The sequence below is a fragment of the Bacillus sp. FSL H7-0578 genome (genome assembly GCF_038630855.1).
In the GTDB taxonomy this organism is placed as follows: Bacteria; Bacillota; Bacilli; order Bacillales; family Bacillaceae; genus Bacillus; species Bacillus safensis.
In genome coordinates this window covers 2,109,881-2,132,876 of sequence record NZ_CP152045.1, presented here as the reverse complement: position 1 = coordinate 2,132,876, position 22,996 = coordinate 2,109,881, and the positions used below count along the sequence as shown (strand labels likewise).

At 41.8% G+C, this 22,996-nt stretch carries 23 protein-coding genes and 1 other annotated feature; of the genes, 14 read left to right on the top strand and 9 right to left on the bottom strand.

Annotated elements, in window-relative coordinates:
- Window positions 1–98: 98 nt before the first annotated feature.
- The gene (locus tag MHB41_RS10870; RefSeq protein ID WP_034280307.1) at window positions 99–1,406 is read left to right on the top strand and encodes an aminotransferase class I/II-fold pyridoxal phosphate-dependent enzyme; all 1,308 of its coding nucleotides are present in this window, start codon (window positions 99–101) and stop codon (window positions 1,404–1,406) included.
- A 46-nt stretch (window positions 1,407–1,452) separates the two neighbouring features.
- On the opposite strand, the gene MHB41_RS10865 is transcribed toward MHB41_RS10870, so the two are convergent.
- Together MHB41_RS10865 and namA are read right to left on the bottom strand one after the other, a co-directional pair.
- Window positions 1,453–2,217 carry an alpha/beta hydrolase gene (locus tag MHB41_RS10865; RefSeq protein ID WP_061109326.1) on the bottom strand — a complete coding sequence of 255 codons (765 nt, stop codon included), beginning with the start codon at window positions 2,215–2,217 and terminating at the stop codon, window positions 1,453–1,455.
- A gap of 120 nt (window positions 2,218–2,337) precedes the next feature.
- Window positions 2,338–3,354 (bottom strand): NADPH dehydrogenase NamA, encoded by a 1,017-nt coding sequence (namA, locus tag MHB41_RS10860; RefSeq protein WP_081124558.1) that lies wholly within the window; start codon window positions 3,352–3,354, stop codon window positions 2,338–2,340.
- Between the two features lie 140 nt (window positions 3,355–3,494).
- On the opposite strand from namA, the gene MHB41_RS10855 reads away from it, so the two are divergent.
- The 5 genes from MHB41_RS10855 (at window position 3,495) to MHB41_RS10835 (ending at window position 8,745) form a co-directional block, all read left to right on the top strand.
- Window positions 3,495–5,111, top strand: coding sequence for a M20/M25/M40 family metallo-hydrolase (locus tag MHB41_RS10855; RefSeq protein WP_061109325.1), 1,617 nt, complete (start codon window positions 3,495–3,497; stop codon window positions 5,109–5,111).
- 364 nt (window positions 5,112–5,475) lie between these two features.
- Window positions 5,476–6,825, top strand: a complete 1,350-nt coding sequence (locus MHB41_RS10850) for a radical SAM protein (RefSeq protein WP_034280314.1) — start codon at window positions 5,476–5,478, stop codon at window positions 6,823–6,825.
- Window positions 6,825–8,081: an MFS transporter gene (locus MHB41_RS10845; RefSeq protein ID WP_061109324.1), complete on the top strand. Its 1,257-nt coding sequence runs from the start codon at window positions 6,825–6,827 to the stop codon at window positions 8,079–8,081. The genes MHB41_RS10850 and MHB41_RS10845 overlap by 1 nt, the downstream gene beginning before the upstream one ends.
- 19 nt (window positions 8,082–8,100) lie before the next feature.
- Complete coding sequence (locus MHB41_RS10840) at window positions 8,101–8,589, top strand: DinB family protein (RefSeq protein WP_061109323.1); 489 nt, start codon at window positions 8,101–8,103, stop codon at window positions 8,587–8,589.
- 12 nt (window positions 8,590–8,601) lie between these two features.
- The gene (locus tag MHB41_RS10835) at window positions 8,602–8,745 is read left to right on the top strand and encodes a hypothetical protein (RefSeq protein ID WP_155267113.1); all 144 of its coding nucleotides are present in this window, start codon (window positions 8,602–8,604) and stop codon (window positions 8,743–8,745) included.
- A 50-nt stretch (window positions 8,746–8,795) separates the two neighbouring features.
- Here the strand turns inward: MHB41_RS10835 and proC are convergent, their stop codons facing one another.
- On the bottom strand, window positions 8,796–9,623 hold the full coding sequence (proC, locus tag MHB41_RS10830; RefSeq protein ID WP_061109322.1) for a pyrroline-5-carboxylate reductase: 828 nt from the start codon (window positions 9,621–9,623) through the stop codon (window positions 8,796–8,798).
- A 41-nt stretch (window positions 9,624–9,664) separates the two neighbouring features.
- Window positions 9,665–9,876 (bottom strand) — a binding site (T-box leader).
- A 168-nt stretch (window positions 9,877–10,044) separates the two neighbouring features.
- Between proC and MHB41_RS10825 the strand changes: the two genes are divergently transcribed.
- Together MHB41_RS10825 and MHB41_RS10820 are read left to right on the top strand one after the other, a co-directional pair.
- Window positions 10,045–10,995: an MBL fold metallo-hydrolase gene (locus MHB41_RS10825; protein WP_061109321.1), complete on the top strand. Its 951-nt coding sequence runs from the start codon at window positions 10,045–10,047 to the stop codon at window positions 10,993–10,995.
- A gap of 12 nt (window positions 10,996–11,007) precedes the next feature.
- A complete protein-coding gene (locus tag MHB41_RS10820; protein ID WP_061109320.1) occupies window positions 11,008–11,784 on the top strand; it encodes an SDR family oxidoreductase in 777 nt (258 codons plus the stop codon).
- 63 nt (window positions 11,785–11,847) lie between these two features.
- Here the strand turns inward: MHB41_RS10820 and MHB41_RS10815 are convergent, their stop codons facing one another.
- Complete coding sequence (locus MHB41_RS10815; RefSeq protein ID WP_061109319.1) at window positions 11,848–13,176, bottom strand: CoA-disulfide reductase; 1,329 nt, start codon at window positions 13,174–13,176, stop codon at window positions 11,848–11,850.
- Between the two features lie 188 nt (window positions 13,177–13,364).
- Here MHB41_RS10815 and coaA point away from each other — a divergent pair, with 188 nt between their 5' ends.
- Window positions 13,365–14,324 carry a type I pantothenate kinase gene (gene coaA, locus MHB41_RS10810; RefSeq protein ID WP_024428044.1) on the top strand — a complete coding sequence of 320 codons (960 nt, stop codon included), beginning with the start codon at window positions 13,365–13,367 and terminating at the stop codon, window positions 14,322–14,324.
- A 33-nt stretch (window positions 14,325–14,357) separates the two neighbouring features.
- On the opposite strand, the gene MHB41_RS10805 is transcribed toward coaA, so the two are convergent.
- The 4 genes from MHB41_RS10805 to MHB41_RS10790 all read right to left on the bottom strand — a co-directional run bounded on the left by MHB41_RS10805 (window position 14,358) and on the right by MHB41_RS10790 (window position 17,988).
- A complete protein-coding gene (locus MHB41_RS10805; protein ID WP_024428045.1) occupies window positions 14,358–15,593 on the bottom strand; it encodes an MFS transporter in 1,236 nt (411 codons plus the stop codon).
- A gap of 200 nt (window positions 15,594–15,793) precedes the next feature.
- Window positions 15,794–16,138, bottom strand: a complete 345-nt coding sequence (locus tag MHB41_RS10800; RefSeq protein ID WP_061109318.1) for a YolD-like family protein — start codon at window positions 16,136–16,138, stop codon at window positions 15,794–15,796.
- A gap of 15 nt (window positions 16,139–16,153) precedes the next feature.
- The gene (locus MHB41_RS10795) at window positions 16,154–17,386 is read right to left on the bottom strand and encodes a DNA polymerase IV (protein ID WP_061109317.1); all 1,233 of its coding nucleotides are present in this window, start codon (window positions 17,384–17,386) and stop codon (window positions 16,154–16,156) included.
- Between the two features lie 152 nt (window positions 17,387–17,538).
- A complete protein-coding gene (locus tag MHB41_RS10790; RefSeq protein WP_024422888.1) occupies window positions 17,539–17,988 on the bottom strand; it encodes a YfmQ family protein in 450 nt (149 codons plus the stop codon).
- Between the two features lie 279 nt (window positions 17,989–18,267).
- Between MHB41_RS10790 and MHB41_RS10785 the strand changes: the two genes are divergently transcribed.
- From MHB41_RS10785 to MHB41_RS10765, 5 genes are all read left to right on the top strand, one after another.
- Complete coding sequence (locus tag MHB41_RS10785; protein ID WP_024428048.1) at window positions 18,268–18,747, top strand: GNAT family N-acetyltransferase; 480 nt, start codon at window positions 18,268–18,270, stop codon at window positions 18,745–18,747.
- Window positions 18,744–19,718 carry a GNAT family N-acetyltransferase gene (locus MHB41_RS10780; protein WP_061109316.1) on the top strand — a complete coding sequence of 325 codons (975 nt, stop codon included), beginning with the start codon at window positions 18,744–18,746 and terminating at the stop codon, window positions 19,716–19,718. The genes MHB41_RS10785 and MHB41_RS10780 overlap by 4 nt, the downstream gene beginning before the upstream one ends.
- 79 nt (window positions 19,719–19,797) lie before the next feature.
- Window positions 19,798–20,124 (top strand): iron-sulfur cluster biosynthesis family protein, encoded by a 327-nt coding sequence (locus MHB41_RS10775; protein WP_024428050.1) that lies wholly within the window; start codon window positions 19,798–19,800, stop codon window positions 20,122–20,124.
- A 12-nt stretch (window positions 20,125–20,136) separates the two neighbouring features.
- Window positions 20,137–20,376: a YqkC family protein gene (locus tag MHB41_RS10770; protein ID WP_061109315.1), complete on the top strand. Its 240-nt coding sequence runs from the start codon at window positions 20,137–20,139 to the stop codon at window positions 20,374–20,376.
- Between the two features lie 302 nt (window positions 20,377–20,678).
- On the top strand, window positions 20,679–21,941 hold the full coding sequence (locus MHB41_RS10765; RefSeq protein WP_061109314.1) for a tetratricopeptide repeat protein: 1,263 nt from the start codon (window positions 20,679–20,681) through the stop codon (window positions 21,939–21,941).
- Between the two features lie 26 nt (window positions 21,942–21,967).
- Here the strand turns inward: MHB41_RS10765 and MHB41_RS10760 are convergent, their stop codons facing one another.
- On the bottom strand, window positions 21,968–22,894 hold the full coding sequence (locus MHB41_RS10760) for an alpha/beta hydrolase (RefSeq protein ID WP_061109313.1): 927 nt from the start codon (window positions 22,892–22,894) through the stop codon (window positions 21,968–21,970).
- Window positions 22,895–22,996 lie beyond the last annotated feature (102 nt).

The following is a 22,996-nucleotide window of genomic DNA, read 5'->3' as shown; positions in this document are numbered from 1 at the left end:
ATATTTATGATGACGCTCTTTTTCAGGTAGTGGTAAAATGGTGAAGAAAAAACAAATGACGAATTAAACTATGAAGAATACGGGAGGCACAATCAAAGATGAGCGGTTTTACAGCATTAAGTGAAGCAGAATTGAATGACCTATATGTGGCACTACAAAATGAGTATGAAACTTACAAAAGTAAAAACTTGCACTTAGACATGTCTAGAGGGAAGCCTTCACCAAAACAGCTCGATTTGTCTATGGGCATGCTCGATGTTGTGACATCAAAGGATGCAATGACAGCTGAAGATGGCACAGATGTGCGAAACTATGGCGGCTTGACAGGCCTTCCTGAAACGAAGACATTTTTTGCAGAAGTACTCAATTTAAAGCCAGAACAAATCATCATCGGCGGTAATTCTAGCCTGAATATGATGCATGATACCATTGCACGTGCGATGACTCACGGCGTATGTGACAGCAAAACTCCTTGGGGAGAGCTGCCAAAGGTAAAATTCCTTGCACCAAGCCCAGGGTATGACCGTCATTTTGCCATTTGTGAGCTATTTAACATAGAGATGATCACGGTCGATATGAAGGCTGATGGACCTGATATGGATCAGGTAGAAAAATTGGTCGCAGAAGATGAAGCGATTAAAGGCATTTGGTGTGTACCGAAATATAGCAATCCAGACGGCATTACGTATTCAGATGAAGTCGTTGACCGCCTAGCTTCAATGAAAACAAAAGCAGACGACTTCCGCATTTTTTGGGATGATGCATATGCGGTCCACCATCTAACGGATACACCTGATACGTTAAAAGATATTTTTCAAGCAATTGAAGAGGCAGGATACCCGAACCGTGTGTTTATGTTTGCGTCTACGTCTAAAATTACATTCCCAGGCTCAGGTGTTGCACTGATGGCGTCTAGCCCTGACAATGTGAGCTTCACTCAAAAGCAATTATCGATTCAAACGATCGGACCAGACAAAATCAATCAACTAAGACATCTTCGTTTCTTCCAAAATCCAGAAGGTTTGAAGGAACATATGAAAAAGCATGCGGCGATCATTAAGCCAAAATTTGACCTCGTTCTTTCCATTCTTGACGAAAAACTTGGCGGGAAAGACATCGCTGAATGGCACAAGCCAAATGGCGGATATTTCATTAGTTTAAATACACTTGATCATTGTGCAAAAGCTGTTGTGCAAAAAGCAAAAGAAGCAGGTGTCACAATGACAGGTGCAGGTGCAACATATCCATATGGAAAAGATCCGCTTGATCGCAACATTCGCATTGCACCAACATTCCCGGCTCTTGAAGAACTAGAGCAAGCGATTGACATCTTTACATTATGTGTTCAGCTTGTCAGCATTGAAAAGCTGCTTTCTGAAAAAAGTCAATCTGCTCCAACGGCATAAATAGAAGAAACTCCTTGACTCATAACGGGTCAAGGAGTTTTTTATTTTAATTAGCAGTTTGATAATAGGAGACAGGTTGTTTGGCTGCGCACCATACATCATAGATAGCAAGCTGTACAATATGCGGTTCATCATGATGAATATAGTGCGAGCTGTTTTGCGCCTGAATCCATCCGCTTTGGGATGACAAAGACAGCATGCGTTTATGAAGTCTGAGCCAAGCTTCATGAGCTGGGTGAAACAATCGGCTCTTACCTGATGAAATGACAAGAAGCGGCATCATTCCATAATGAGTTTGCTCCTCTTTCATTGTGCTTAACATTTGCTGAAAGTCCTCATGCGTACATTCTGCTGTAAACTGCGCCATATATGAAGTGCGTTCTTCCTTTGATAAAAGCGGCAGGATCATCTGCTCTTGCTCCTCGCTTGCTGGGTCTAACAGCACCATGCCAATGACATCATCTCCTCTGCGGCTTGCCCATAACCGGCTGACAAGAGAGCCAAATGAGTGAGCGACAATAAGAAATGGCGGCTGAATATTGGCTTCTTTCAGCAGCGCATCTAAATCATCAGCGAGGTCATGCAAGGTTCTTCCTTCACCGCTCTCACTGCTCTTTCCATTTCCTAAACGGTCGTATAAGAAAACCCCAAGCTCTGGGTCAATATCACGTGCCATATTCGACCACGTATCACTAGAAATGCCGTAGCCTGCTTCAAAGATAATCGTGGCTTGCCTTTTGCCTTGACGATGTTTTGTATAAAAGTGGTGTCCATCTATATGATACATTTTTTCAATCATTACCGAATTCATTCTTCCATCTCCTCTAAGCAGTTCTTTAGCTAAAAGACGGCACAAAAGGCAGATATGTTTCTCTTAAAAACAAAAAAGATGCCTATTTCGAAAAATAGACACCTTTTTTCCTAAGAGCTTTTACCAAGCGCGATCATATTGACGCGGGCTTTCGATGGATGTACGGAGTTCTTGAGCAGCTGTTTTTGGGAAGTATGGATCCCGTAAAAACTCTCTGCCAATAAAGATCAAATCCGCACGCTGATTTTGTAAAATCTCCTCTGCCTGTACACCAGATGTGATGAGACCGACAGCAGCTGTTTGAATGCCGGCACCTTCTTTTATTTTCTCTGCGAATGTGACTTGGTAGCCGGGGAATGTATTGATTTTCGCCTGTACGACAGCACCTGAGCTGACATCGATTAAGTCGACACCTTGCTCTTTGAGCCAAGTGGCAATCCCAATATAATCTGCAATATCAAGTCCTTTTGTCGTGTAATCAGAAGCCGACACACGGACAAATAAAGGTCCGTCCCATACGGTATTGACTGCATCTACGACTTCTCTTAAGAAACGATAACGGTTCTCTGGTGAACCGCCATAGTCGTCTGTTCGGTGGTTCGCCAGCGGTGAAAGAAATTCATTGATCAAATAGCCATGTGCACCATGAATTTCAATGATGTCAAAACCCGCTTTTTTTGCCCGTACAGCTGCATCCTGAAACGCCTGAACGGTATCTTTGATTTGGTCAACAGACATCTCGACAGGGGTTTTAGATGTTTCATCAAATGGGATGCTTGATGGTGCAAGAATGTCTCCATCAAGTTCAGCCTTACGTCCTGCATGGGCTAGCTGGATGGCTGTCTTCGTTCCGTATGCTTTGATTTGTTCGTTTAATGAAGCGAAACCTTCAATGTGCTCATCGCTCCAAATACCGAGGTCTTGATCACTAATTCTTCCCTCGGGAGATACAGCGCTGGCTTCCACCATGATGAGGCCAGCCTGACCTTGTGCACGGGAAATATAATGTGTGAAGTGGAAAGGCTGTAATTTCCCATCACGGTCATAGGATGAATACATACACATCGGGGACATCACGATGCGGTTTTTCAGTGTAACACCTTTTAATGTCCAAGGTGAAAAGAGTTTTGTTTCCAAATACCTTCGCCTCCTCATGGAATTGTATAGCCGATTATAACAGCCATTCAAACTTTCGTCATAAAAGGTGCTCAAAGAATATAGCTTTTATACACGTTTTTGTATAATGGAGAGATAGAGACATCAAAGGGGGAGAACGGATGAAATGGCAAAAAGAGAGTGAACGAAAGGAGCTCCTGACAGCTCTTATGCAGTATGAAAGCATATCAGGTACAACAGGAGAAGTCGCGTTAGCGGAATATTTATATTATTTGCTGAGGGAGCGGCCTTATTTTGAGCAGAACCCTGATCATTTGGCTTTGCATCCGATGAAAGATGGCCGGTATTATTTAACGGCACTTGTGAAGCGAAGTACGCTGCAGCGTACCGTGCTGCTTCTTAGTCACTTTGATGTAGTCGATACAGAAGATTACGGCGAATTTCAAAACATGGCATGCAAGCCTGAAGAGTTAATGACTTCCTTTTCGCAAAAAAGTGAGCTTCTTCCAAAGAGGGCAAGAGAGGACCTTGCTTCAGGCGATTGGCTGTTTGGAAGAGGGGCCATGGATATGAAAGCAGGTCTCACCGTACAGCTTTCTATGCTGGAAAGAGCGATGACAGAAACATTTGATGGAAATGTCCTGCTCGTCACAGTTCCTGATGAGGAAGTAAATTCACAAGGAATGCTTGAGGCTGTGCCGAAATTAAAAGAGCTTAAAGAAAAACATGACCTTGACTATACCGCGTGTTTAAACAGTGAGCCGATGTTTGAAAAGTATCCAGGGGATGAACATCATTATATGTATACAGGCAGTATAGGAAAGGTATTAGCCGGATTTTTCTGTAAAGGGATCGAAACGCATGTAGGAGAGCCTTTCTCAGGCTTAAATGCGAATTTTATGGTATCTGAACTAAACCGGCTGTTAGAGCTCAATAGTGACTATTGTGAGGAAGTAGATGGTGAAGTAACGCCGCCTCCAACGAACTTAATGCAAAAGGACTTGAAAGAAGCCTATTCCGTTCAAACACCTCACACAGCCGTATCTTTATTTAATGTGCTCATGATGAAACGTTCAAGTGAAGAACTGCACGGACTTCTCTATGAAACTGCGAAACAAGCAGCAGACCAAATCGAGGCAAATCTTCGGCAGAAAACAGCTGACTTTCAGCGCTTTAAACACTTTACACCAATAGACACTCAGGTGACGGTTCTCACATATCACGAGCTGTATCAAAAAGCCGCAGATCGATCTGGTGAACAGGAAGTCGAGCGCATTGTCAACTATGCATTCGCCAACCGAGGTGAACTTGGAGATCGTGATTTTTCAACGAAAATTGTCTCGGAGCTGACGACACTATGTAAGGAAGAAGGGCCGCTGATTGTTCTATTTTATAGTCCGCCATTTTACCCTTCGGTGTCCTCAACAGAAGATACGCATATTCAGAAGACATTCAAGAAGATTCAAAAAGAGGCAAAAGAGGTATATGGACTTGAAGTAGAGGAAGTGAAATATTTCCCGGGATTGTCTGATTTAAGTTACTTACAGCTCGAAAAGCAGGAAGTAGGTCATTATACAACCAATATGCCGCTTTACCAAAAAGGCTATTCTTTACCGCAAGGAGAAAAGGAAGCCCTTTACGTTCCAGTCATCAACGTAGGTCCACTAGGAAAGGACCCGCACAAATGGACAGAGCGGCTGCACGTCCCGTTCTCTTTTGGCATTTTGCCAGAATTATTAGAATCAACGATTCATGCTTTATTAGAGAAAAGTAAGTAGATGTAATGAAGAGCCCTATCTTAATGATAGGGCTTTTGGTTGTGAATGATCAGTCTATATTTTCATGGTTATACCAAAAGTTTCATACGTAAATTGTATATAAAACAATAGTCCTTACAAAAAATAGTGAAAATGATTGAAATATTCAGAAAAGTCTATTATAATCAATTATGTAATTAAGTTACAATTTATCTAATTAAAAGGAGGTGATGAAAATGAAGCGTAACGAGTGGATTGCAATCTAATGAATGGAATCAATACTTACTGAAAAGAGTGTTTCGCAGAGAAGTGATTTTCTTAGCTTCTCTGTGAATTTGTATGTGGGATAAAAATAGACGAGAGTTGGGTGAGAGAATTGTCAAATATGAAAAGTTATTATGATGAGCATCCGTCTTTATGGAATTTTCTTTATCCTTTTTTTGGCCAAGCGAGCCAAGAAGGAGCACAATCTCGTGTGACAGAATTCATTCAGAAAGAACGAACATTTCAAAAAGGGAAAAACGCTTTATATTTACATATCCCTTTCTGCGATACGATCTGTTCGTTTTGTCCTTTTATTAAATCTACGAAATATGAGCCCATTATCGGAAAGTATATAGATGCTTTAATCAATGAGATGCGTATCTTATCCCAATCCCCTAATATCCAAAAAATGACGTTTGATGTGGTGTTCGTTGGTGGAGGTACTCCTTCCATAATGCCCCCAGAACTAATCTATCGACTTTCGACCGCTATAAAAGAAAATTTCTCATTATCTGCTGATTATGAATGGACATTTGAATGTGAAGCAAAAACAGCTACACCAGAAAGAGTGGCTGCTATGGCTGAAGGTGGAGCCAACAGAGGGAGCTTTGGTGTCCAAACATTAAATGAACACTATCGGAAAATGTTCAACTTAACGGCTAGTTTTGATCAAATCTCTCAGACTGTGGACTTAATGAAACGTCATTTCCAATCTTATAACATTGATTTGCTTTATCAGCTGCCTGGACAAACGAAAGAAGAGATGATAGAGGACATAAATGGAGTGATGTCATTAGGAAGCACAAGTATTGATACGTATCCACTAGAATATATTGCTTGTTCGAAGGGATGGTTATCAAAAATTAACAAAGGCAAGGTGCCAATGCCGCCAAATCCTAAAGAAAAATTTGAGTTTAGTGATACATTATATCGTCATTTAAAAAAGAATGGCTGGCATCAAAATTATGTGTATACGTTTATGGCTCCAGAGCATCAGAATAAACGTTTTCAATATGGCGAAGTGATTTACGGGGGATATGAAGATCAATATATTGGTTTGGGAACAGGAGCGATCTCCTACATGCAAGGCATGATATGGTCAAATGAAGGAAATACGCAAAAGTATATCGAAAGCCTGACGAATCAAGAATTACCTATTGTTAAATCTAGAGAATATCATGCTTTTGATAGAAGACTCGTCTTCTTCCCTAAAACAATGAAAATAGAAAAAACGCATCTCAATCGAATGCCAAAGCGTGAGGAAATCTATCGTAAACTACAACTGCTCATAATGAAAGGAGTAGTTGAAGAAGCGGAGCAATATTTTGTAATCAAAGAAGAAGCGAAGCCATGGTATCCAGCGATCTTAGTTGATCTTATCCCAGAAAAAGAGAGAGAAAATTATGATCAAGCCGTGGAGTTTATGCAAAAAGAGTTAGGCTGGTACGAGTCGACTGAGGTGCTCCTCTAATGATTTCAAAGAAAGAAACGACATCGCTATTCAAAGATCAAAATTTTGTCTGTTTCTTTATTGGGCAAAACTTATCTGCTTTTGGAGATTGGTTTAGAACGATAGCGACGATTGGTTTAATTTATGAGCTTACTGGGAAAGCGACCCATCTAAGCATTCTATTTATTTGTTCCATGCTCCCTCTCATTTTAACATCTATGCTTTTGAGCCCAATTATAGATAAGTTTTCTTACAAAAAAGTTGTGATATTCGCAGATGTGGCACGTTTTATCATTGGACTGGGGTTTGTTTTAGTTGTCACAATGAATGTTACACCGTTTATCCTTTATTTATTATTAGCGTTAAATGGTGCTTTCTCTGGTATATATCTGCCTGCTCGTTCATCTATGATACCTGAAATCCTTGATAAGGAGCAGCTTTCTAAGGGGAATAGTATACTGGCCACATCTTTTAGCGCATCGATGCTCATTGCGACAGGATTAGGCGGGTTGGTGACAGAAATTTGGTCAATTTCCACAATTTATTTAGTAGATGCGCTGACATTTTTATTATCAGCTATGCTGTTAATTCCAATTAAAGCGAAAGAAGCATCGGAAAAAAAAGAGTATGTGTCATATGTTCAAAGTTTTAAAGAAGGAATTAAAGAAATCAAGGGATCACCCAAAATTCAAAGCGCCATATGGATATTGATGTCAAGAGAATTTGCTTTAAGCATCGTTTATGTTTTATTTAGTCTGTATATTTTAGAAGTGGCAAGAGAAGGGAATTTTGGCTTGGGGCTTGGTCATACAATTAGTGGACTAGGGCAAATTATCGGTGGATTTACACTTGCAGCGTACTTCAAAAAAGTGAAATTCTCCTTTCAATTTTATAAAAGGTGGTCTACATTAGCGGTTATATTGCTTGCGATATTACATGCATTGTCGTATCAACAAACGACTTTTATTGGATTTTTGATTGTTGTTTTATTAGCCAATCTATTATATAGCCCAATCGAAGTTTTGTATTCTACTAATATTATGACATATGCAAGCAGTCATTTAAGAGCCCGTGTGTTTTCAGCAGGTCTTGCATTATCACGCATATTTTATATTAGTGGGTTTATCCTCATGGCATTTATCGGAGATTTGATTCCTATACATGTCATCGCTATAGGGATGGCAGGGCTTGTGATAGTAGCAGGTTTGATGAACAGCTTACTGCTACTAAAAGGAAAGCATCAAGATAAATCAAAAGTAGAAATGCATTCACTGTAAAGGAGACGTTGATTGCGTAATGGAAACTGGGAAATTAACAAGAACAGACATCATCACATCGCTTCAGGAAAGTATGAGTGAACTAGAGAAGATAGTGAAGGCTTGTGATGATTACACATTGGATCAATCTTTGGGGGAGGGGAAGTGGTCAATCAAGCAGCTTGCCGGGCATTTGTATGACACAGAAGAAGTCTGGTCAGAGCGGATAGAGCAAGCGATATCAGATGATCACACGCCCTTTCAATCGTATGATCCTGAAATATACGTGAAAGAAAGAGCGTATGAATGGTATAACGCTGACGATATCAAAGCATTGATCAAACGGATGAAAGAGAGAAGAAACAACACGCTTCGGCTATTAGAAAAAGATATTTGGGAACAATCAGGCCTGCATCCGGAAGAAGGAGTGATGACCGTCCAAATATTAGCTGAAACTATCGCTTTACATGAACAACATCATCTGGATCAAATCAAAGCCATCATGTCAATGAGTGAATCACCTACATGAGGAGGTGCTAAAGTGAAGCATCAAGAATTATTAGTTGATGTGAATTTTTATCAGGCACGTGATTCTTTATTAGAACAAGCCATTTCTAGTAAAGAACAGAAAGAACCGAAGTGTGAATCACGCAATTCACACCCAGTGGCCAGCGAGAAAAAATAGAGGGTCATATGTGAAAAAGCACCTGTCATCAAAACAGGTGCTTTTCAATTTCATTTATACGTGCTTGCTGAAAACATTTCGTTTAATTCTGCTGCGCGTTTAGTAGCTGTTTTGACACAATCGACAACGGCTTCTTCAAATTGATAGGCAGCCAGTGTGTTCAGGCCGGCTTCTGTTGTACCGCCTTCACTTGTAATTTCTTTGCGCAGTTGGGCAGGCTCTTTTCCGCTGTCTTGAAGCATATTGGCGGCGCCTGCAATCATTTGGCAAATGAGTAATTTCGCAGTTGCTTGGTCCATTCCAAGTTCCGAAGCTCCTCGCTCCATTCCTTCAATCAAATGATAAATGAAGGCTGGGCCGCTGCCTGCGATGGCTGTCACAGCATTTAGCTGCGATTCATCTAATACTGTGACATGCCCGATTGTTTCAAACAGCTCGACGGCTGTTTTCTTTTGCTCCTCTGTCACTTCATGACTTACGGCAATACCTGTTGCTGACTGCTGAATCGCCGCTGATGTATTTGGCATCGCACGAACGACTGCTGTCTTTCCGCCAGCATAGTGTTGAATCGTTTCAATGGAAATACCAGCTAAAATAGAAATGATCAGCTGTCCATGTAAATGAGGCTGGACTTCAGAAATTCCGCTTTCTGCATCCTTCGGTTTTAAGGCAAAAACGAGAATATCCGCTTCTTCATAAATAAAGGACCGAGCGAAATCCGTTTTGACCCCATAACGTACCTGTAATTCTTCTAATCGTTTTTCATTCGTTTTGTTTGTAACAATGATATCTTCATTCGACATCATGCCGCTTTTTAATAAACCTTTGATCATAGACTCTGCCATTGAGCCTGCACCGATAAATCCAATTTTACTCATAAGCTGCTCCTCCTTGTAGAAAATAAAAAAACCTCTCGCCTGAAAAGGACGAAAGGTTTTTCGCGGTACCACCCTCAATTAGCATGCAAACCTGCATACTCAGCTCTAGTCCCTTAACGCGGGAAACGTTTAGGTTTGCCTAACAGCTCAAAGGGCAGGTTCAGCAAATAAGAGGATGGTGAAGTCTTTCAGCCGGCGGACCTCACTCTCTTGCATCGTTATTTTGCTTACTAATCCTTATCATCGCGCATCATATATTTGTTGTTCATTATGCAACGATGGACAAGTTTATGTCAATAGGGCAGTTTAAAAAATTGCCCATCTAAACCGCATGACAGTCTGCCTTTTGCAAGATACAATGAAGTATGAAGGCTTAAGTACCCACAATCATGAGTCAAAAAGCAGGAGATGACGTATAAAAGTGAAAGAAAACATCATTCAATTATCCATCCCGACGCCGTTTGCTGTTGGGGATGTGTATGCATATGTATTAAAAGGAGAGGCCGTCACCTTAGTAGATTGCGGGCCGATGACAGAAGAGGCAGAGCATGCTTTTGTCACGCAATTAAAGGAACATCGTTTATCGATAGACGATATTGATCAAGTGGTGCTGACCCATCATCATGCAGATCATGTCGGTCTGTTAAATCTGATGAAACCTCATGTCCGTGTGATCGGACACCAGCTAAATGAGCCGTATATTAGTCAGGATCCAGTCTTTAAGCAGCGCCAAGTGGACTTTATGATTCCTTTTTTTCAGCAGTTAGGTGTCCCGCTTCGGCAAAATGAGTGTGAAAAAATGGTGAAGCAATCTTATACATATTCTTGTACTTCACATGTAGATGAGATCATAAAAGAAGGTGATCGTTTAAGCGGGCATGAACACTTCTTTGTGATGGAAACACCCGGACACGCACAATCTCATCTTTCTTTTTTAGATGAAAGAACGGGGAATTTTATTGGCGGCGACCTGCTTTTGACGACCATTTCTTCAAATCCGTTAATGGAAGCACCGTATGTAGGCGAGGAACGTCAAAAATCACTGCTTCAATATAAAGCATCACTCAATCGGTTATTGCGTCTGCCAATCAAGACGATTTATCCAGGACACGGTCAGCTCATCACGTCCCACCATGAATTGATTGAAGAAAGATTTAAGAAACAAGAGAAACGAGCAAATACGATGTATCAGCTGCTTAAACAAAAAGAAATGACGGCCTTTCATCTTTGCCGCAAGCTATTTCCTGTGATGTATGAAGAGGCCTTGTTTTTAACGATGTCTGAGACAGTCGGTCAGCTGGATGTGCTCTTAGAGGCTGGGCAAATTGAAGAAATGCCAAAAGACGGAATCGTCTATTACAGAGCAAACTAAGGAGTGAAACGCATGGGGCGATTGACAGGAAAAAGGATTTGGATTACTGGCGCATCTGGGGGCATTGGTGAAAAAATGGCGTACTTGGCAGCAGAAGAAGGCGCAGAAGTCATTATTTCAGCAAGACGAGTGGAAAAGCTTACTAGTGTGAAAGAAAAAATTATGAGTGCTGGCGGGGTGTGTCACATCGCTCAGCTTGATGTCAGCCAGCTTGAGGACATTGATCGCGCGTATGAAGAAGTGGGGCCGGTCGATATTTTGGTCAACAATGCCGGCTTTGGCGTATTCGATCTCGTCGAAGATGCCTCCATAGAGGAAATGGTGTCGATGTTTGAGGTGAATGTGTTTGGCTTAATCGCCTGCACGAAAAAGGTCATCCCTGAGATGAAGCAAAGAGGGCAGGGACATATTATCAATATTGCATCTCAGGCAGGAAAGATTGCGACTCCCAAATCTGCTATTTATTCCGCATCAAAGCATGCCGTTCTTGGATTTTCAAACAGCCTCAGAATGGAGCTGGCAGACTCAGGCATTCACGTGACAACGGTCAATCCCGGACCGATCGCCACAGACTTCTTTACCATCGCTGACCGCAGCGGTGAATATGTGAAGAACGTTGATTTTATGATGCTGAGTGCGGACAAGGTGGCAGGGAAGGTCGTATCTGCCATGATGACGAAAAAGAGAGAGATTAATCTGCCCGGCTGGATGAACGCTGGCAGCAAATTGTATCAGTTATTCCCATTTTTATTTGAAAAAGCAGCACGAAAAGCGATGATGAAAAAGTAACAAAAAAGAAACCGGTTTTGAACTGGTTTCTTTTTTTGAGGTAAGGCTTCATTGTGACACTTTCTATATCCGTCTTGCCGCTTGCTGAAGCGGGTCCCATACACTGTTAAAAGGCGGTGCATAGCTAATATCTAAATCTTCAAGATCTGTTATGGTCAGCTCTTGGTAAAGGGCAGCCGCCACGATATCGATCCGTTTATCTACACCGTTTCTGCCGATGATTTGGGCACCAAGCAAGGTATGGTCATCGCTTCTGTAAATCAGTTTCACTTTCATTTTCTGCGCTTCTGGGTAATACTTCGCGTGATCTGTACTATCAATGGTGATGACGGAGAAAGGAATGTCTGCCTCTTTTGCTTCTTTTTCTGATAAGCCTGTTCGTCCCGCTGTCACGTCCATAAATTTCATGACGGCTGTTCCAGTCACGCCTTGAAATGCCCGGTTTGTTCCTGTCATATGAAATCCTGCGATTCTCCCTTGTTTATTCGCAGTTGTGCCAAGCGGAATATAATCCAGTGATTTTTTGATGCGGTGATAGGTTGCTGCGCAATCACCGGCAGCATAAATGTCTTTTATATTGGTTTGCATGTATTCATTTACTGCAATAGCGCCATTTTGAAGACGCTTGATTCCGGTATGATGTAAAAAGGAGGTTTGCGGAGTGACACCGATGGCCATGATGACCATATCTGTTTGAATGGTTTGTTTGTCTGTGATAACAGCTGTGACATGTGACTTGCCTTCTAATTGCTGTACCGTTTCTCCGAGCGATACGTGAATGCCCTTGGCGTCAGCCTCTTCTTTAAGGTGTTTTGCCATATCGGAGTCAAAGCCCGGGCCGAGTGCTGCTCCCCGCTGAATGATATGTACGTTTTTTCCGAGCGCTTTTAAATTTTCAGCCATTTCAAGACCGATATATCCACCGCCAATGATCGTGACATGTGTGACGTCCTTTTTTAAATGGTCTAAAATGGACAGCGCATGCGGGATGGTTTTTAATACGTGTACGCCTTCTAATGGCTGACTGTCTAAATCCAGTGTGACAGGGCTTGCTCCTGTCGCAATTAAGAGGCGGTCATAGCTTTCTGTAAAGGGTTCTTTTGTTTTCGTATGATGACCCGACACTGTTTTTTGCTCTGGGTCAATAGAGGTCACTTCGTGTAAGCATCTGGCGTCAATTCCATATTTCTCGCGAAAGGTTTCAGCACTGCGTGCGATCAGCTTTCTGTGATGATCAATGAGACCGCCGATCAAATAGGGGAGTCCGCACTGTCCATATGAGAAAATCTCTCCTTTTTCAAAAGCAACAATGTGTGCATCTGGATCCTCTCTATATATTTGCATAGCGCAGCTCATTCCTGCTGCGTCTCCGCCAATCATCACATATTTCATTTGGTTTGCTCCCTTCTATCTATCGTACTGAATACTCTTATTTACCCTCATATTCCTTTTTTTAATGCTTTTTTTTGCAAAAGAAGTAAACTTTCGTTGAAAAATAAAGACAGCGCCTTCATTTTAAGCTACAATCGGATTATCGTCTTTTTGGGTTACGAGTTTAGTGAAGATTGGTGGGAAAGACTTTGAGTGACACGAGACTAGATTTTAATACGCTATACACGCGCCATACGAGAGAGGCTTGGGCAGCTCTTGGAGAATATATGCCGGTATCTGTTTCAGAAGAGGAAGCGAGAGCGCTGCAAGGGTTAAATGACTATTTATCGCTGGAAGAAGTTCGAGATATTTACATACCGCTTATTCGTTTTTTGACATTACATGTCTTTGCAGAAAAACAAAAAAACCAGCATGTGAATGCCTTTTTAAACTACCCGCACCATGCCAAAATTCCCTTTTTAATTGGGATTGCTGGAAGTGTAGCTGTCGGGAAAAGCACAACGGCTCGTATCATTGAAACGCTTTTATCGAGGCTTGGAGATGGGCTGAAGGTGAGTCTTGTGACAACAGATGGCTTTTTATATCCTCAAAAAGAATTAAAGGATCGAGGGCTGATGGAAAAGAAGGGCTTCCCGGAAAGCTATGATGTCAAAGCCCTGCTGTCTTTTTTGAATGAATTAAAATCAGGTAAACAAACTGTGCATGCCCCGGTATATTCGCATCTGACCTATGACCGGCTAGAAGGGGTGTATGAAACAGTAGAGGATGCGGATATTGTCATTATTGAAGGAATCAATGTGCTCCAATCACCAGCGCTGGATGATCTGAAGGATGAACCGCGTGTGTTTGTATCAGATTTCTTTGATTTTTCGATTTATGTAGACGCCGCTGAAACGCAAATTCAATCATGGTATAAAGAACGATTTCGTTTGCTCAGGGAAACAGCCTTCCAAGACCCTGAATCCTTCTTTCATCAATATAAAGATTTGACGGATGAAGAGGCAGATCAAATGGCAAGCACCATTTGGAATACCGTGAACCGCCCAAATTTATATCAAAATATTTTACCGACAAAATATCGGGCTGATCTCATTTTGAAAAAAGGGGATCAGCACAAGGTGGAAGAGATCGCCATCCGCCGGGTATAAAGAAAAAACCGCTCAAACGAAAGAGCGGTTTTTTTAATGATCTCCACTTACTTTAACAGCTATGGCTGCTGCCGATCGCTTTTTTAGACGGTAATATCCAATGAGTAAAAATGGAACGCCTGCGATGGTGATCATTGACAAGACCGTAAAAATGGAGAGGGGATGGGCTGCGCCAAAATAGTCAATGCACAGTCCGCCGACAAATGGTCCGATGACGCTGCCGAGCTGAGAAAATCCCATCGCCCCAAAGTACGATCCCTTCACTTCAGGCTTTGCAATATTGTCTACAAAAAGATCCATCATCGCAAACAGCAGAACCTCCCCAATCGTAAACACGACAATGATGAAAGCAAGCATGCCGAGACTCTGTGAAAAAGCAATGGCAAACAAACTGCCGGCAAGAAGAATATTCCCGGTGGTCAGCGACAAAATGGTGGAGTAGCGCTTCGCAATCATGATGAGCGGATATTGTACAACAATGACAACCACTGCATTTAAAGATAAAAGATATCCAAACAGTTTAGGACCATCCTCAATCATAGGTGACGCTGATAAGTATTGAGGCAGCGTTGAGCTTAAATGCGAATACCCGAACGAACATAAGGTAACGCCGATGAGGATGATGCTAAAGACCGTATCTTTTTGGATAATGGAAAGGGCTTTTTTGACGCTGATTTGTTTCGTACTTTCTGGAGCAGCAACTGGATGCTTCTGAAATTGCCAGGCCAGTGTTAATCCATATAACAAATAAATGAAGGCAGCGACAAGAAATGGAAATGTTGTTTTCGATGATCCTAGATATAAGCCAAGCAGCGGGCCGAAGATCACCCCGATATTAATGGCCGTATACCGTAAATTAAAAACAAACAACCGAATACTTGATGGGGTGACATCGGATAAGAGTGCCTTAGACGTCGGTTCAAACAGTGCCCGGCACAGTCCATTTAAAGCGTTCATGAGAAAGAAGACCCAAATGGCATCTGCAAACGCAAAGCCAACAAAGACAAGTGTCCAGCCGAAGATGGATAGAAGCATGACCTTTTTCCTGCCGATTCGGTCAGAAACATAGCCGCCGTAAAAACTCGCCACGATCCCAATAAGGGAGCTGACGGCAATGATTAACCCAGCTGAAGAAGCTGAAGCCCCTTTGACTTGTGTCAAATAAACGGCCAAAAAAGGAATGCTCATGGACGTCGCCATTCGGCCGAATATGGTGCCGATGATGATCGTCCAACTAAGTGGATGTAAAGTACGTAAGTTATTTTTCATGCTGTTTCTCCCCTGAGTGTTAAGATGTTCCAATCATACATGAAAAATTGTGCAAATTAAATACACAATTTGATGGAGGAGACATCCGCCATAGGACAGAGGAGCCCCAAATAGCTCGCAAATTTGGAGAGCATGTTTTTTTCTGCCGATGCTTCTATGTCTTTTAGATCTTCTGATTCGTATGGTCACTTAAAGACCATTTAATCAAGATCAATCGCGACAATTTGCTGCAAGGACAGGTGGAGAACATCTTCATCATTGACGATTTTTATGCGCTGCGTTTCATAATGAATGGTTTTCACCCAGCCCCAAAACTGCTGTTTCATACCTGCTGCGGCATATGTCACGCAAATCGCTTGGTTCTCTGTAATCGACTGTGTGATCAAAAAATTCATTTCCTCTAGCTGATCAGTACTCAGCGGAGGAGGCGTGTATTCTTTTTTCTTCCGTTTTTGAGCAAGCAGCTGTTCACGGTGCTCTGGGAGCATCATTCGGCTTGATTCCCACATGAGGTTGTATCCAGGTGTTAATTTATTGGGATTCATGGCTGTTCGCCTCCGTTATTTGTAATGTCCACCAATTTTTTCGGCGCGGTGATACGCCTGCCCTGCGCTTGTTAGTGACGAGGCGTGCAAGAGTGCAGCAGGTCCATACTTCATATGGATCGCATCAAATACTTTGCTGAGTCTGTCTTTTTTAAAATGGTGATCAAATAAACTCAGCTGATATTGGCTGTCAGGCTGCAGCTGCGAGAGAGTAATACCTACACTGCGAATGGGCTGGCCGTCCCAGTGCTGCTGGCATAGCTGAATAGCTGCTTCTGCAATATCTGTCCCATACTGTGTGGGTGAATGGAGCTTGATTTGTCTATGAAATCCAGTCGGATGAGAAAAATCAGCACCTCTTACGCCAACAGACACCGTTTGCCCAACATAATGCTTAAAGCGCGCACGTCTTGCCACTTCTTCACTCAATTCAAGAAGGGCGACTTTGATGTCCTCAAAGGACGCATAATCATGGGGAAGGGTCATATGATGCCCAACCGCTTTTTGCTGATCATGTGTGTGAAGAGTGACCGGGGAAGGGTCGTGGCCTAAAGCAGTTCGCTGCAGAAGCTCCCCGTTGATTCCCCAGCGTTTTTTTAGCCGGTCTAACGGATAAGCAGCAAGTGTCCCGATGGTACTGATGCCCATTCGTTTTAAGTGGTGCTCCATCCGTTTGCCGACACCAAATAATTTTCCAATCGGAAGCGGCCATAAATCAGCCGCAACCCGGTCTGCACGAAGTTCATAGATGCCAGATGTGTTTTTTTTAGCAAAATGGTCACAGGCCATTTTAGCGAGCACTTTATTAGGACCAATACCAACACGTGCGTAAATGCCCGTCTGGTTCATAATGGTCGTTTGTATATTTTGAGCGATCTCGCGGGGTGAACCGAGTAGTGTCACACTCCCCGTAATATCGAGAAACTGTTCATCAATTGAATAGGGTTCGACAAGATCTGTGTATTGTTCAAGCAGTTCTGTCATCATGACAGAGACATCAAGGTAGCGCTGCATACGTGGACGTACAACGACGGCTTCAGGGCATTTCTCCTTTGCTTCCCATAATCTTGATGCATTTTGTACGCCCCGTTTTTTAGCGAGCGGGCAGGCCGCAAGTACGACCCCGCTCCGCCGCTCGGGATCTCCTGAAACGATGAGCGGCACATCCTTCAAATGGGGAGCCTCCACTTTTTCGACTGACGCATAAAACGACTGCATATCCACAAGCAGAATGGCTCGTTCATTCATGATTTTCACCTCTTAGAACGTATGTTCTGTATACATTTTAACCGCCAGAAGGTGAAATTGATACTGGTAAATCATTCAAAGAGAAGAGTGTAAATCCATACAAAAAAGACGAAGTGTCTCCACTTCGTCTCATCTGGGTAAAATGAGTCATTTTAAGCATGTGCCAAGTTGTTGGATGTTTGGAGCGGCTCAGAACGCAAACGATAGGCCGTTAGTTTTTTCTTAGGCTTATGGGTAAACTGCCGCACCACATCCACGTGGTCATCGTAATGATACAGATAAAGGGTTACATCATGCTTGCCAAGCTTTGTTTGCATGGTAAGCGGCGCCGGTCCTTCCTGTGGATGAAGAAAACGCTCTTCGTCACCAGGGTAAATATAGTAGCGTTCAATAAAGATCGCATCATTAAAATGTTGAATAATTTCAGATGTTTGCTGATCATCGAGTGGACGTCCTTGAAACGTCATCGTTGTTTGATCACTTGTTACTTTTGCATGCACCGCATAACGACTAAAAAGGCGTTCAACAACACCCGAAGGCAGCGAAGTGACAAGCAGCTTTAAAAGACTAAACACAACAAGTGAAGTAACAATCCAAACCAATATCATCATCTCCAATAAACGTTTGTTCCATTTCCTATATGATCCATCTTAACATAACAAAAGAATAAAACTTTCGCACAAAAAGTGAACTTTTTGAAATAAGTGTGAAGATTTAAAAGGAGATGACAGCGAAAGAACGAAGAACCAACAAAGCTGAAAGGAAAAAAGGCTGATACATCACCTTTACAAACAATTGATCAGACAGGTAGACTATTGAAACAGTTGATTTTTTGTGAAAAAAGAGCGGTACAGCTAAAAACGAAAAGGGGCGAGGTCATCATGATACGTCAAGTAAAACCGTCAGATTTTTATGCGGTCACATCCGTCATTCAAAGCTGGTGGGGAGGCAGAGATTTGCGCGCAAAATTGCCAAAGCTATTTTTCGAACATTTTCAGCAAACAAGTTTTGTTGTTGTTGAAAAAGGTGAACTGATCGGCTTTTTAGTCGGTTTTTTATCGCAATCACATTCAGATGAAGCGTATATTCACTTTGTCGGGGTACATCCAGACCACCGGAAATTAAAGATTGGCAAAATTCTCTATCAAGCGTTTTATGAAGCGGCTGAAAAGGAAGGAAGAACGACGATTAAGGCCATCACAGCTCCTGTCAATAAAGTCTCGATTGCTTACCATACAAAGCTCGGTTTTCAGATAGAAAAGGGAGATAAAACAGTGGATGGCATTTCAGTTTTTTCAGATTACGACGGCATTCATGAAGACCGGGTGCTATTTGTGAAAAAGCTGGAGGCGAAAGCATGATCATCAGACTGGATCAAAAAAATAAAGAAATAGCAAAAGAGCTGTTACATATACAATTAGCCGCATATCAGCGGGAGGCAGAACAAATTGGCTATCAAGATTTACCGCCCTTAAAAGAAACGGTTAAAGACATAATAGAAACAGATGAGATTTTCATAGGATTTGAAAAAGAGGGGCATTTGTTAGGGATCGCTTCATATGAACTACATGACGATCGGATCATCCTCAGCCGGTTAGCTGTGCACCCACATCATGTCAATCAAGGAATCGGGACAGCGCTCCTGCAATCCATTATCCAGCATCAAAAAACAATCGAGCTCACAACAGCAGAGGCAAATACACCAGCAATCAAGCTTTATGAAAAATTAGGGTTTAAACAGAAGGCCCGTTTGCAGGTGGAAAACAATCTGATGTTAACAAAGATGGAACGTTTGATGCTTCGAAAGGTGGAAGTGATTGAATACCAATCGAGCTGGCCAAAACAATTTCAAGATGAGCATGACAAGCTGAAAAAGATAGTTGGCGACAACTGGGTATATGGCCACCATATTGGCAGTACGTCAGTCATAGGAATGGCGGCTAAGCCAATTATTGATATCTTGCTAGAGGTGAAGCATATCAGCAGCTTAGATGAGTGTAACCATCTGTTTCGCCAGCTTGGATATGAACCGCTCGGAGAAAATGGACTCAAGGGAAGACGTTTTTTTAGAAAAGGCGGCTTGAACCGAACACATCACGTTCACGCCTATGAAGCCGGACATGATGATGTAAAAAGGCATTTGGTGTTCCGAGATTATTTAAAAGCTGCACCTGATCGTGCCAAAGTCTATGCAGATAAAAAGCGTCAATTGGCAAAAGCCTATCCTGAAGATATGGCAAGTTATATCAAAGGAAAAGATGAGCTCATTAAAGAAATTGAACAAGAAGCGTACAATTGGTCAGACCAGCTAAAGGCAAATGATCAGACATAAGAGCTGACAGGGCGTGAACATGTTTAATTGATGACTGATATGTTACAATGTAACAATCAACGAAAAAAGGATGTTCGGCATGTATATTCATATAACAGAACCAGCAGCAGCGTTCCTTACAAAACAACAAGCAGGGCATGAAACAAAAGAACTGCTCCTTCGATATGATTCAGATGGGTGCGGCTGTGCGGTAAGCGGTGTCCCAATGATTTGGCTCACAGGCGAAAGAACAGGCGAATGGGAAGAACTCAAGCATAATCAGCTCTTTAAGCTGTACATACACACAGCACAAAAGGTCTTTTTTGACGAGGAAATGACGATTGATTTTAACGAAAAAGCCAACACACTCATGTTGAAAAGTCCTCAACAAATACTCAGCCCGAGAATGGGTATACTTGTAAAGTAAGGTGGAAATGTAGTGGATCAAAAGCTAAAAGCAATACAAAATACGGCACAAAATAAAACATGGGTGTCGTTTTTAAATAACAATCATCCCTATAGCCTTTTGCACTGGTCAATAGGTGGAATGGATTCGGTGAAAAAGGACGTTTGGCTTCTTCAAGATGAAGTCACATTTGAAACAGAAGAATTTCCAACGCTCGATTTAGCTGTCAATTGGATCAAAGAGAATATGGACCAAGTAACAGATGTATTATAAAAGCCCTTTTTCGAAAGGGTTTTTTTCGTGCGTTCATCATCTCATCACACCGCATGGCTGTCTAATCCGGAAAATGAGCTTTTGGGAACGGAAAAACCCGTTTTTCAACAAACAATTCGACAAAATGAGCAAGCTGGAAATAAAAAAATAATGGCTGTAAATGCCGAAAAATAGGCATTTGCAGCGTTTATTGCGGGATACCGAAAACTTTGCGAAAAATGACTTTTCATATTTCTTCCATTCGAGGAAATGTGATAGAATACAACATGTATCGTATATGAGAAGGGAGGTGCTAAAGTGAATTGAAGCTCAAGCTGTCATCGCCTCAGGTTGGAATCAAAATAAACGAATGGTATAGGCAGATTTGCGGATTTCATGTGATGAAAGCAGAGAAGCTGAAGGCGGAGATCGAGCAGGAAATCCTGGAGATGGAGCAGGATCAAAACTTATTATTGTTTTACCAGCTGATGGATTTTCGCCACAAGGTGATGCTTGAATATTTTGAACCGGCAAAGAAAGCCTCGAATGATGAAGAGATTAAGAATTTGCTAGAAACGATTGAACATTCACAAACGAAATTAACGGATATGCTTGAATACTATGTTCATTTTTTCACAGGAATGTTTGAATTTGAACAGAGAAACTATTTAAGTGCCATTGCTTATTACCGCTCAGCAGAAAAAAAGCTCAATCTCATATCAGATGATATAGAAAGAGCAGAATTTTACTTTAAATTAGCAGAAATTTACTACCACATGAAACAAACCCACTTTTCGATGCACTATGCCTTGCAAGCGTTAGATACGTATTCTGCCTACAGAACGTACACGCTGAGAATCATCCACTGTGAATTTGTCATTGGTGCAAACTATGATGATTTGAAATGCTATGAACATGCATTGCCCTACTTTAAAAATGCTCTAAAGCGAGCACGCTCAATTGGAAACCCTCGAGTCATAGGTTCGGCCCTTTTCAACTTAGGTAACTGTTATTATCAAATGAACGATCTTGCGGAAGCAAGGCGTTATCTGAAAGACTCTATTGAAGTGTTTGAAAAGGAGAATTTAACCCATCTTAATCGCTCTCTAGACCCACTATTTATGCTGACACAAATCCTGTTTAAACAAAAACAAATAGAAGAGTCATTAACCCTCTATCAACAAGGTATTATAAAGGCCTGTGAATTAGAAGATGAAATTTACATCTGCAAATTTCAATTCTTAAAAGCATTGTACGTTGATGCAGACATAACAATCATAGACGATACATTAGACCTGCTCGAGGACAAGCGCTTATACCCAGATATTGAGGAATTGGCACTTGATGCGGCTCATTATTACAATGAGCTTGGACTGTTTGAAGTATCTACCCGGTTTTACGAAAGGAAAATTCAAGCCATATCAAAAATTCAAAATGGGGGTCATTTATATGAAAACGAGTTTGATAGTTCTTTTATTGGCAGCAACTGCAGGATTATCGGTCATGAGTCAGCAGCAATCGGAAGAGAGCCATATGGAACTTGCGGGCAGACACCATACAACAGTGGTGACTATCGCATAAGTTAGCTCAAAAAGAGGGGACGAACTGCTGTTCATTCTCCTCTTTTATTTTCATTCAATTCAAATCTTTGAAGAAATGCTTGAATTTCTTGCTCATAAGCTTCCTTATTTTCGCTAAAAGACATTGCATGCGCACCGTGTGGCGCAATAAATAACTGTTTGTCACCCTTTTTTCGAGTATATAACTGCTGACTTTGCTCACAGGGGATATAGTCGTCATGGCGGCTATGAATAAAAAGTACAGGTTCTTTCACCTGATCGATCACATCAAGAGGGGAAACTTGCCGGATGCGGTATCCGTCCCGCCATTTTAACACTTGATCACTTAGTGGAAGAATCCATTTTCCTGAAAGGCGAAAATCTGTTTTTAATCGATAAAGAAGCTGGTCCTCAAAAGAAGCAAAAGGGCAGTCTGCTATGTAAAAATTGGCGTTTGCTTCCGGCTTTGCAGCATATAACAAGGTCGTGACTGCACCCATTGATTCTCCGTGTATCCCAATGATGGCACTTTCTCCGAGTTTTTGTCTGAGCCACTTTACGATCTTTGCTAGATCTTCTTTTTCATAATATCCATAACTTGTGGTTTTCCCGCCGCTCATTCCATGTCTTCTATGATCATAAAGCATCACATTCCATCCGAGCTTTTGGAATAATTTCATATACTTAACGGAGTTAATCAAACTGACTGTAACACCGTGGCAAAGGACGATTGTTCGTGTTGTATGGGGATACGGCACAAAATAGCCATGGAGATCATAACCAAATGCTGAAGGAATACACACTTTCTCTTTTTTAAGCTGTTGAAATTTCTCGTGGTGATAATGGCCTCCATCTGATTCTCGTTTGATGAGCTCTTTATCCGTTAATTTTCGAATATACATCATTTTATTGGTGAAAAAAATACCAATTGCAGCGAGTGGACATAATATGAAGGCAAATATAGCGATCCATTTCTTCATCTAGCCGATTCTTCCTTTCCGGAGTTTTTTCTATGACGATCATACCACATCTTGGGAGATTGGCGTGCCTCTTGCTCAGAAAATAAAACGGATGATACACTA

Coding starts and splice junctions, on each gene's coding strand:
- MHB41_RS10870 (WP_034280307.1), top strand. CDS start 99: ATGAGCGGTTTTACAGCATTAAGTGAAGCAGAATTGAATGACCTATAT.
- MHB41_RS10865 (WP_061109326.1), bottom strand. CDS start 2,217: ATGAATTCGGTAATGATTGAAAAAATGTATCATATAGATGGACACCAC.
- MHB41_RS10855 (WP_061109325.1), top strand. CDS start 3,495: ATGAAATGGCAAAAAGAGAGTGAACGAAAGGAGCTCCTGACAGCTCTT.
- MHB41_RS10850 (WP_034280314.1), top strand. CDS start 5,476: ATGAAAAGTTATTATGATGAGCATCCGTCTTTATGGAATTTTCTTTAT.
- MHB41_RS10845 (WP_061109324.1), top strand. CDS start 6,825: ATGATTTCAAAGAAAGAAACGACATCGCTATTCAAAGATCAAAATTTT.
- MHB41_RS10840 (WP_061109323.1), top strand. CDS start 8,101: ATGGAAACTGGGAAATTAACAAGAACAGACATCATCACATCGCTTCAG.
- proC (WP_061109322.1), bottom strand. CDS start 9,623: ATGAGTAAAATTGGATTTATCGGTGCAGGCTCAATGGCAGAGTCTATG.
- MHB41_RS10820 (WP_061109320.1), top strand. CDS start 11,008: ATGGGGCGATTGACAGGAAAAAGGATTTGGATTACTGGCGCATCTGGG.
- MHB41_RS10815 (WP_061109319.1), bottom strand. CDS start 13,176: ATGAAATATGTGATGATTGGCGGAGACGCAGCAGGAATGAGCTGCGCT.
- MHB41_RS10805 (WP_024428045.1), bottom strand. CDS start 15,593: ATGAAAAATAACTTACGTACTTTACATCCACTTAGTTGGACGATCATC.
- MHB41_RS10800 (WP_061109318.1), bottom strand. CDS start 16,138: ATGAATCCCAATAAATTAACACCTGGATACAACCTCATGTGGGAATCA.
- MHB41_RS10795 (WP_061109317.1), bottom strand. CDS start 17,386: ATGAATGAACGAGCCATTCTGCTTGTGGATATGCAGTCGTTTTATGCG.
- MHB41_RS10785 (WP_024428048.1), top strand. CDS start 18,268: ATGATACGTCAAGTAAAACCGTCAGATTTTTATGCGGTCACATCCGTC.
- MHB41_RS10780 (WP_061109316.1), top strand. CDS start 18,744: ATGATCATCAGACTGGATCAAAAAAATAAAGAAATAGCAAAAGAGCTG.
- MHB41_RS10775 (WP_024428050.1), top strand. CDS start 19,798: ATGTATATTCATATAACAGAACCAGCAGCAGCGTTCCTTACAAAACAA.
- MHB41_RS10760 (WP_061109313.1), bottom strand. CDS start 22,894: ATGAAGAAATGGATCGCTATATTTGCCTTCATATTATGTCCACTCGCT.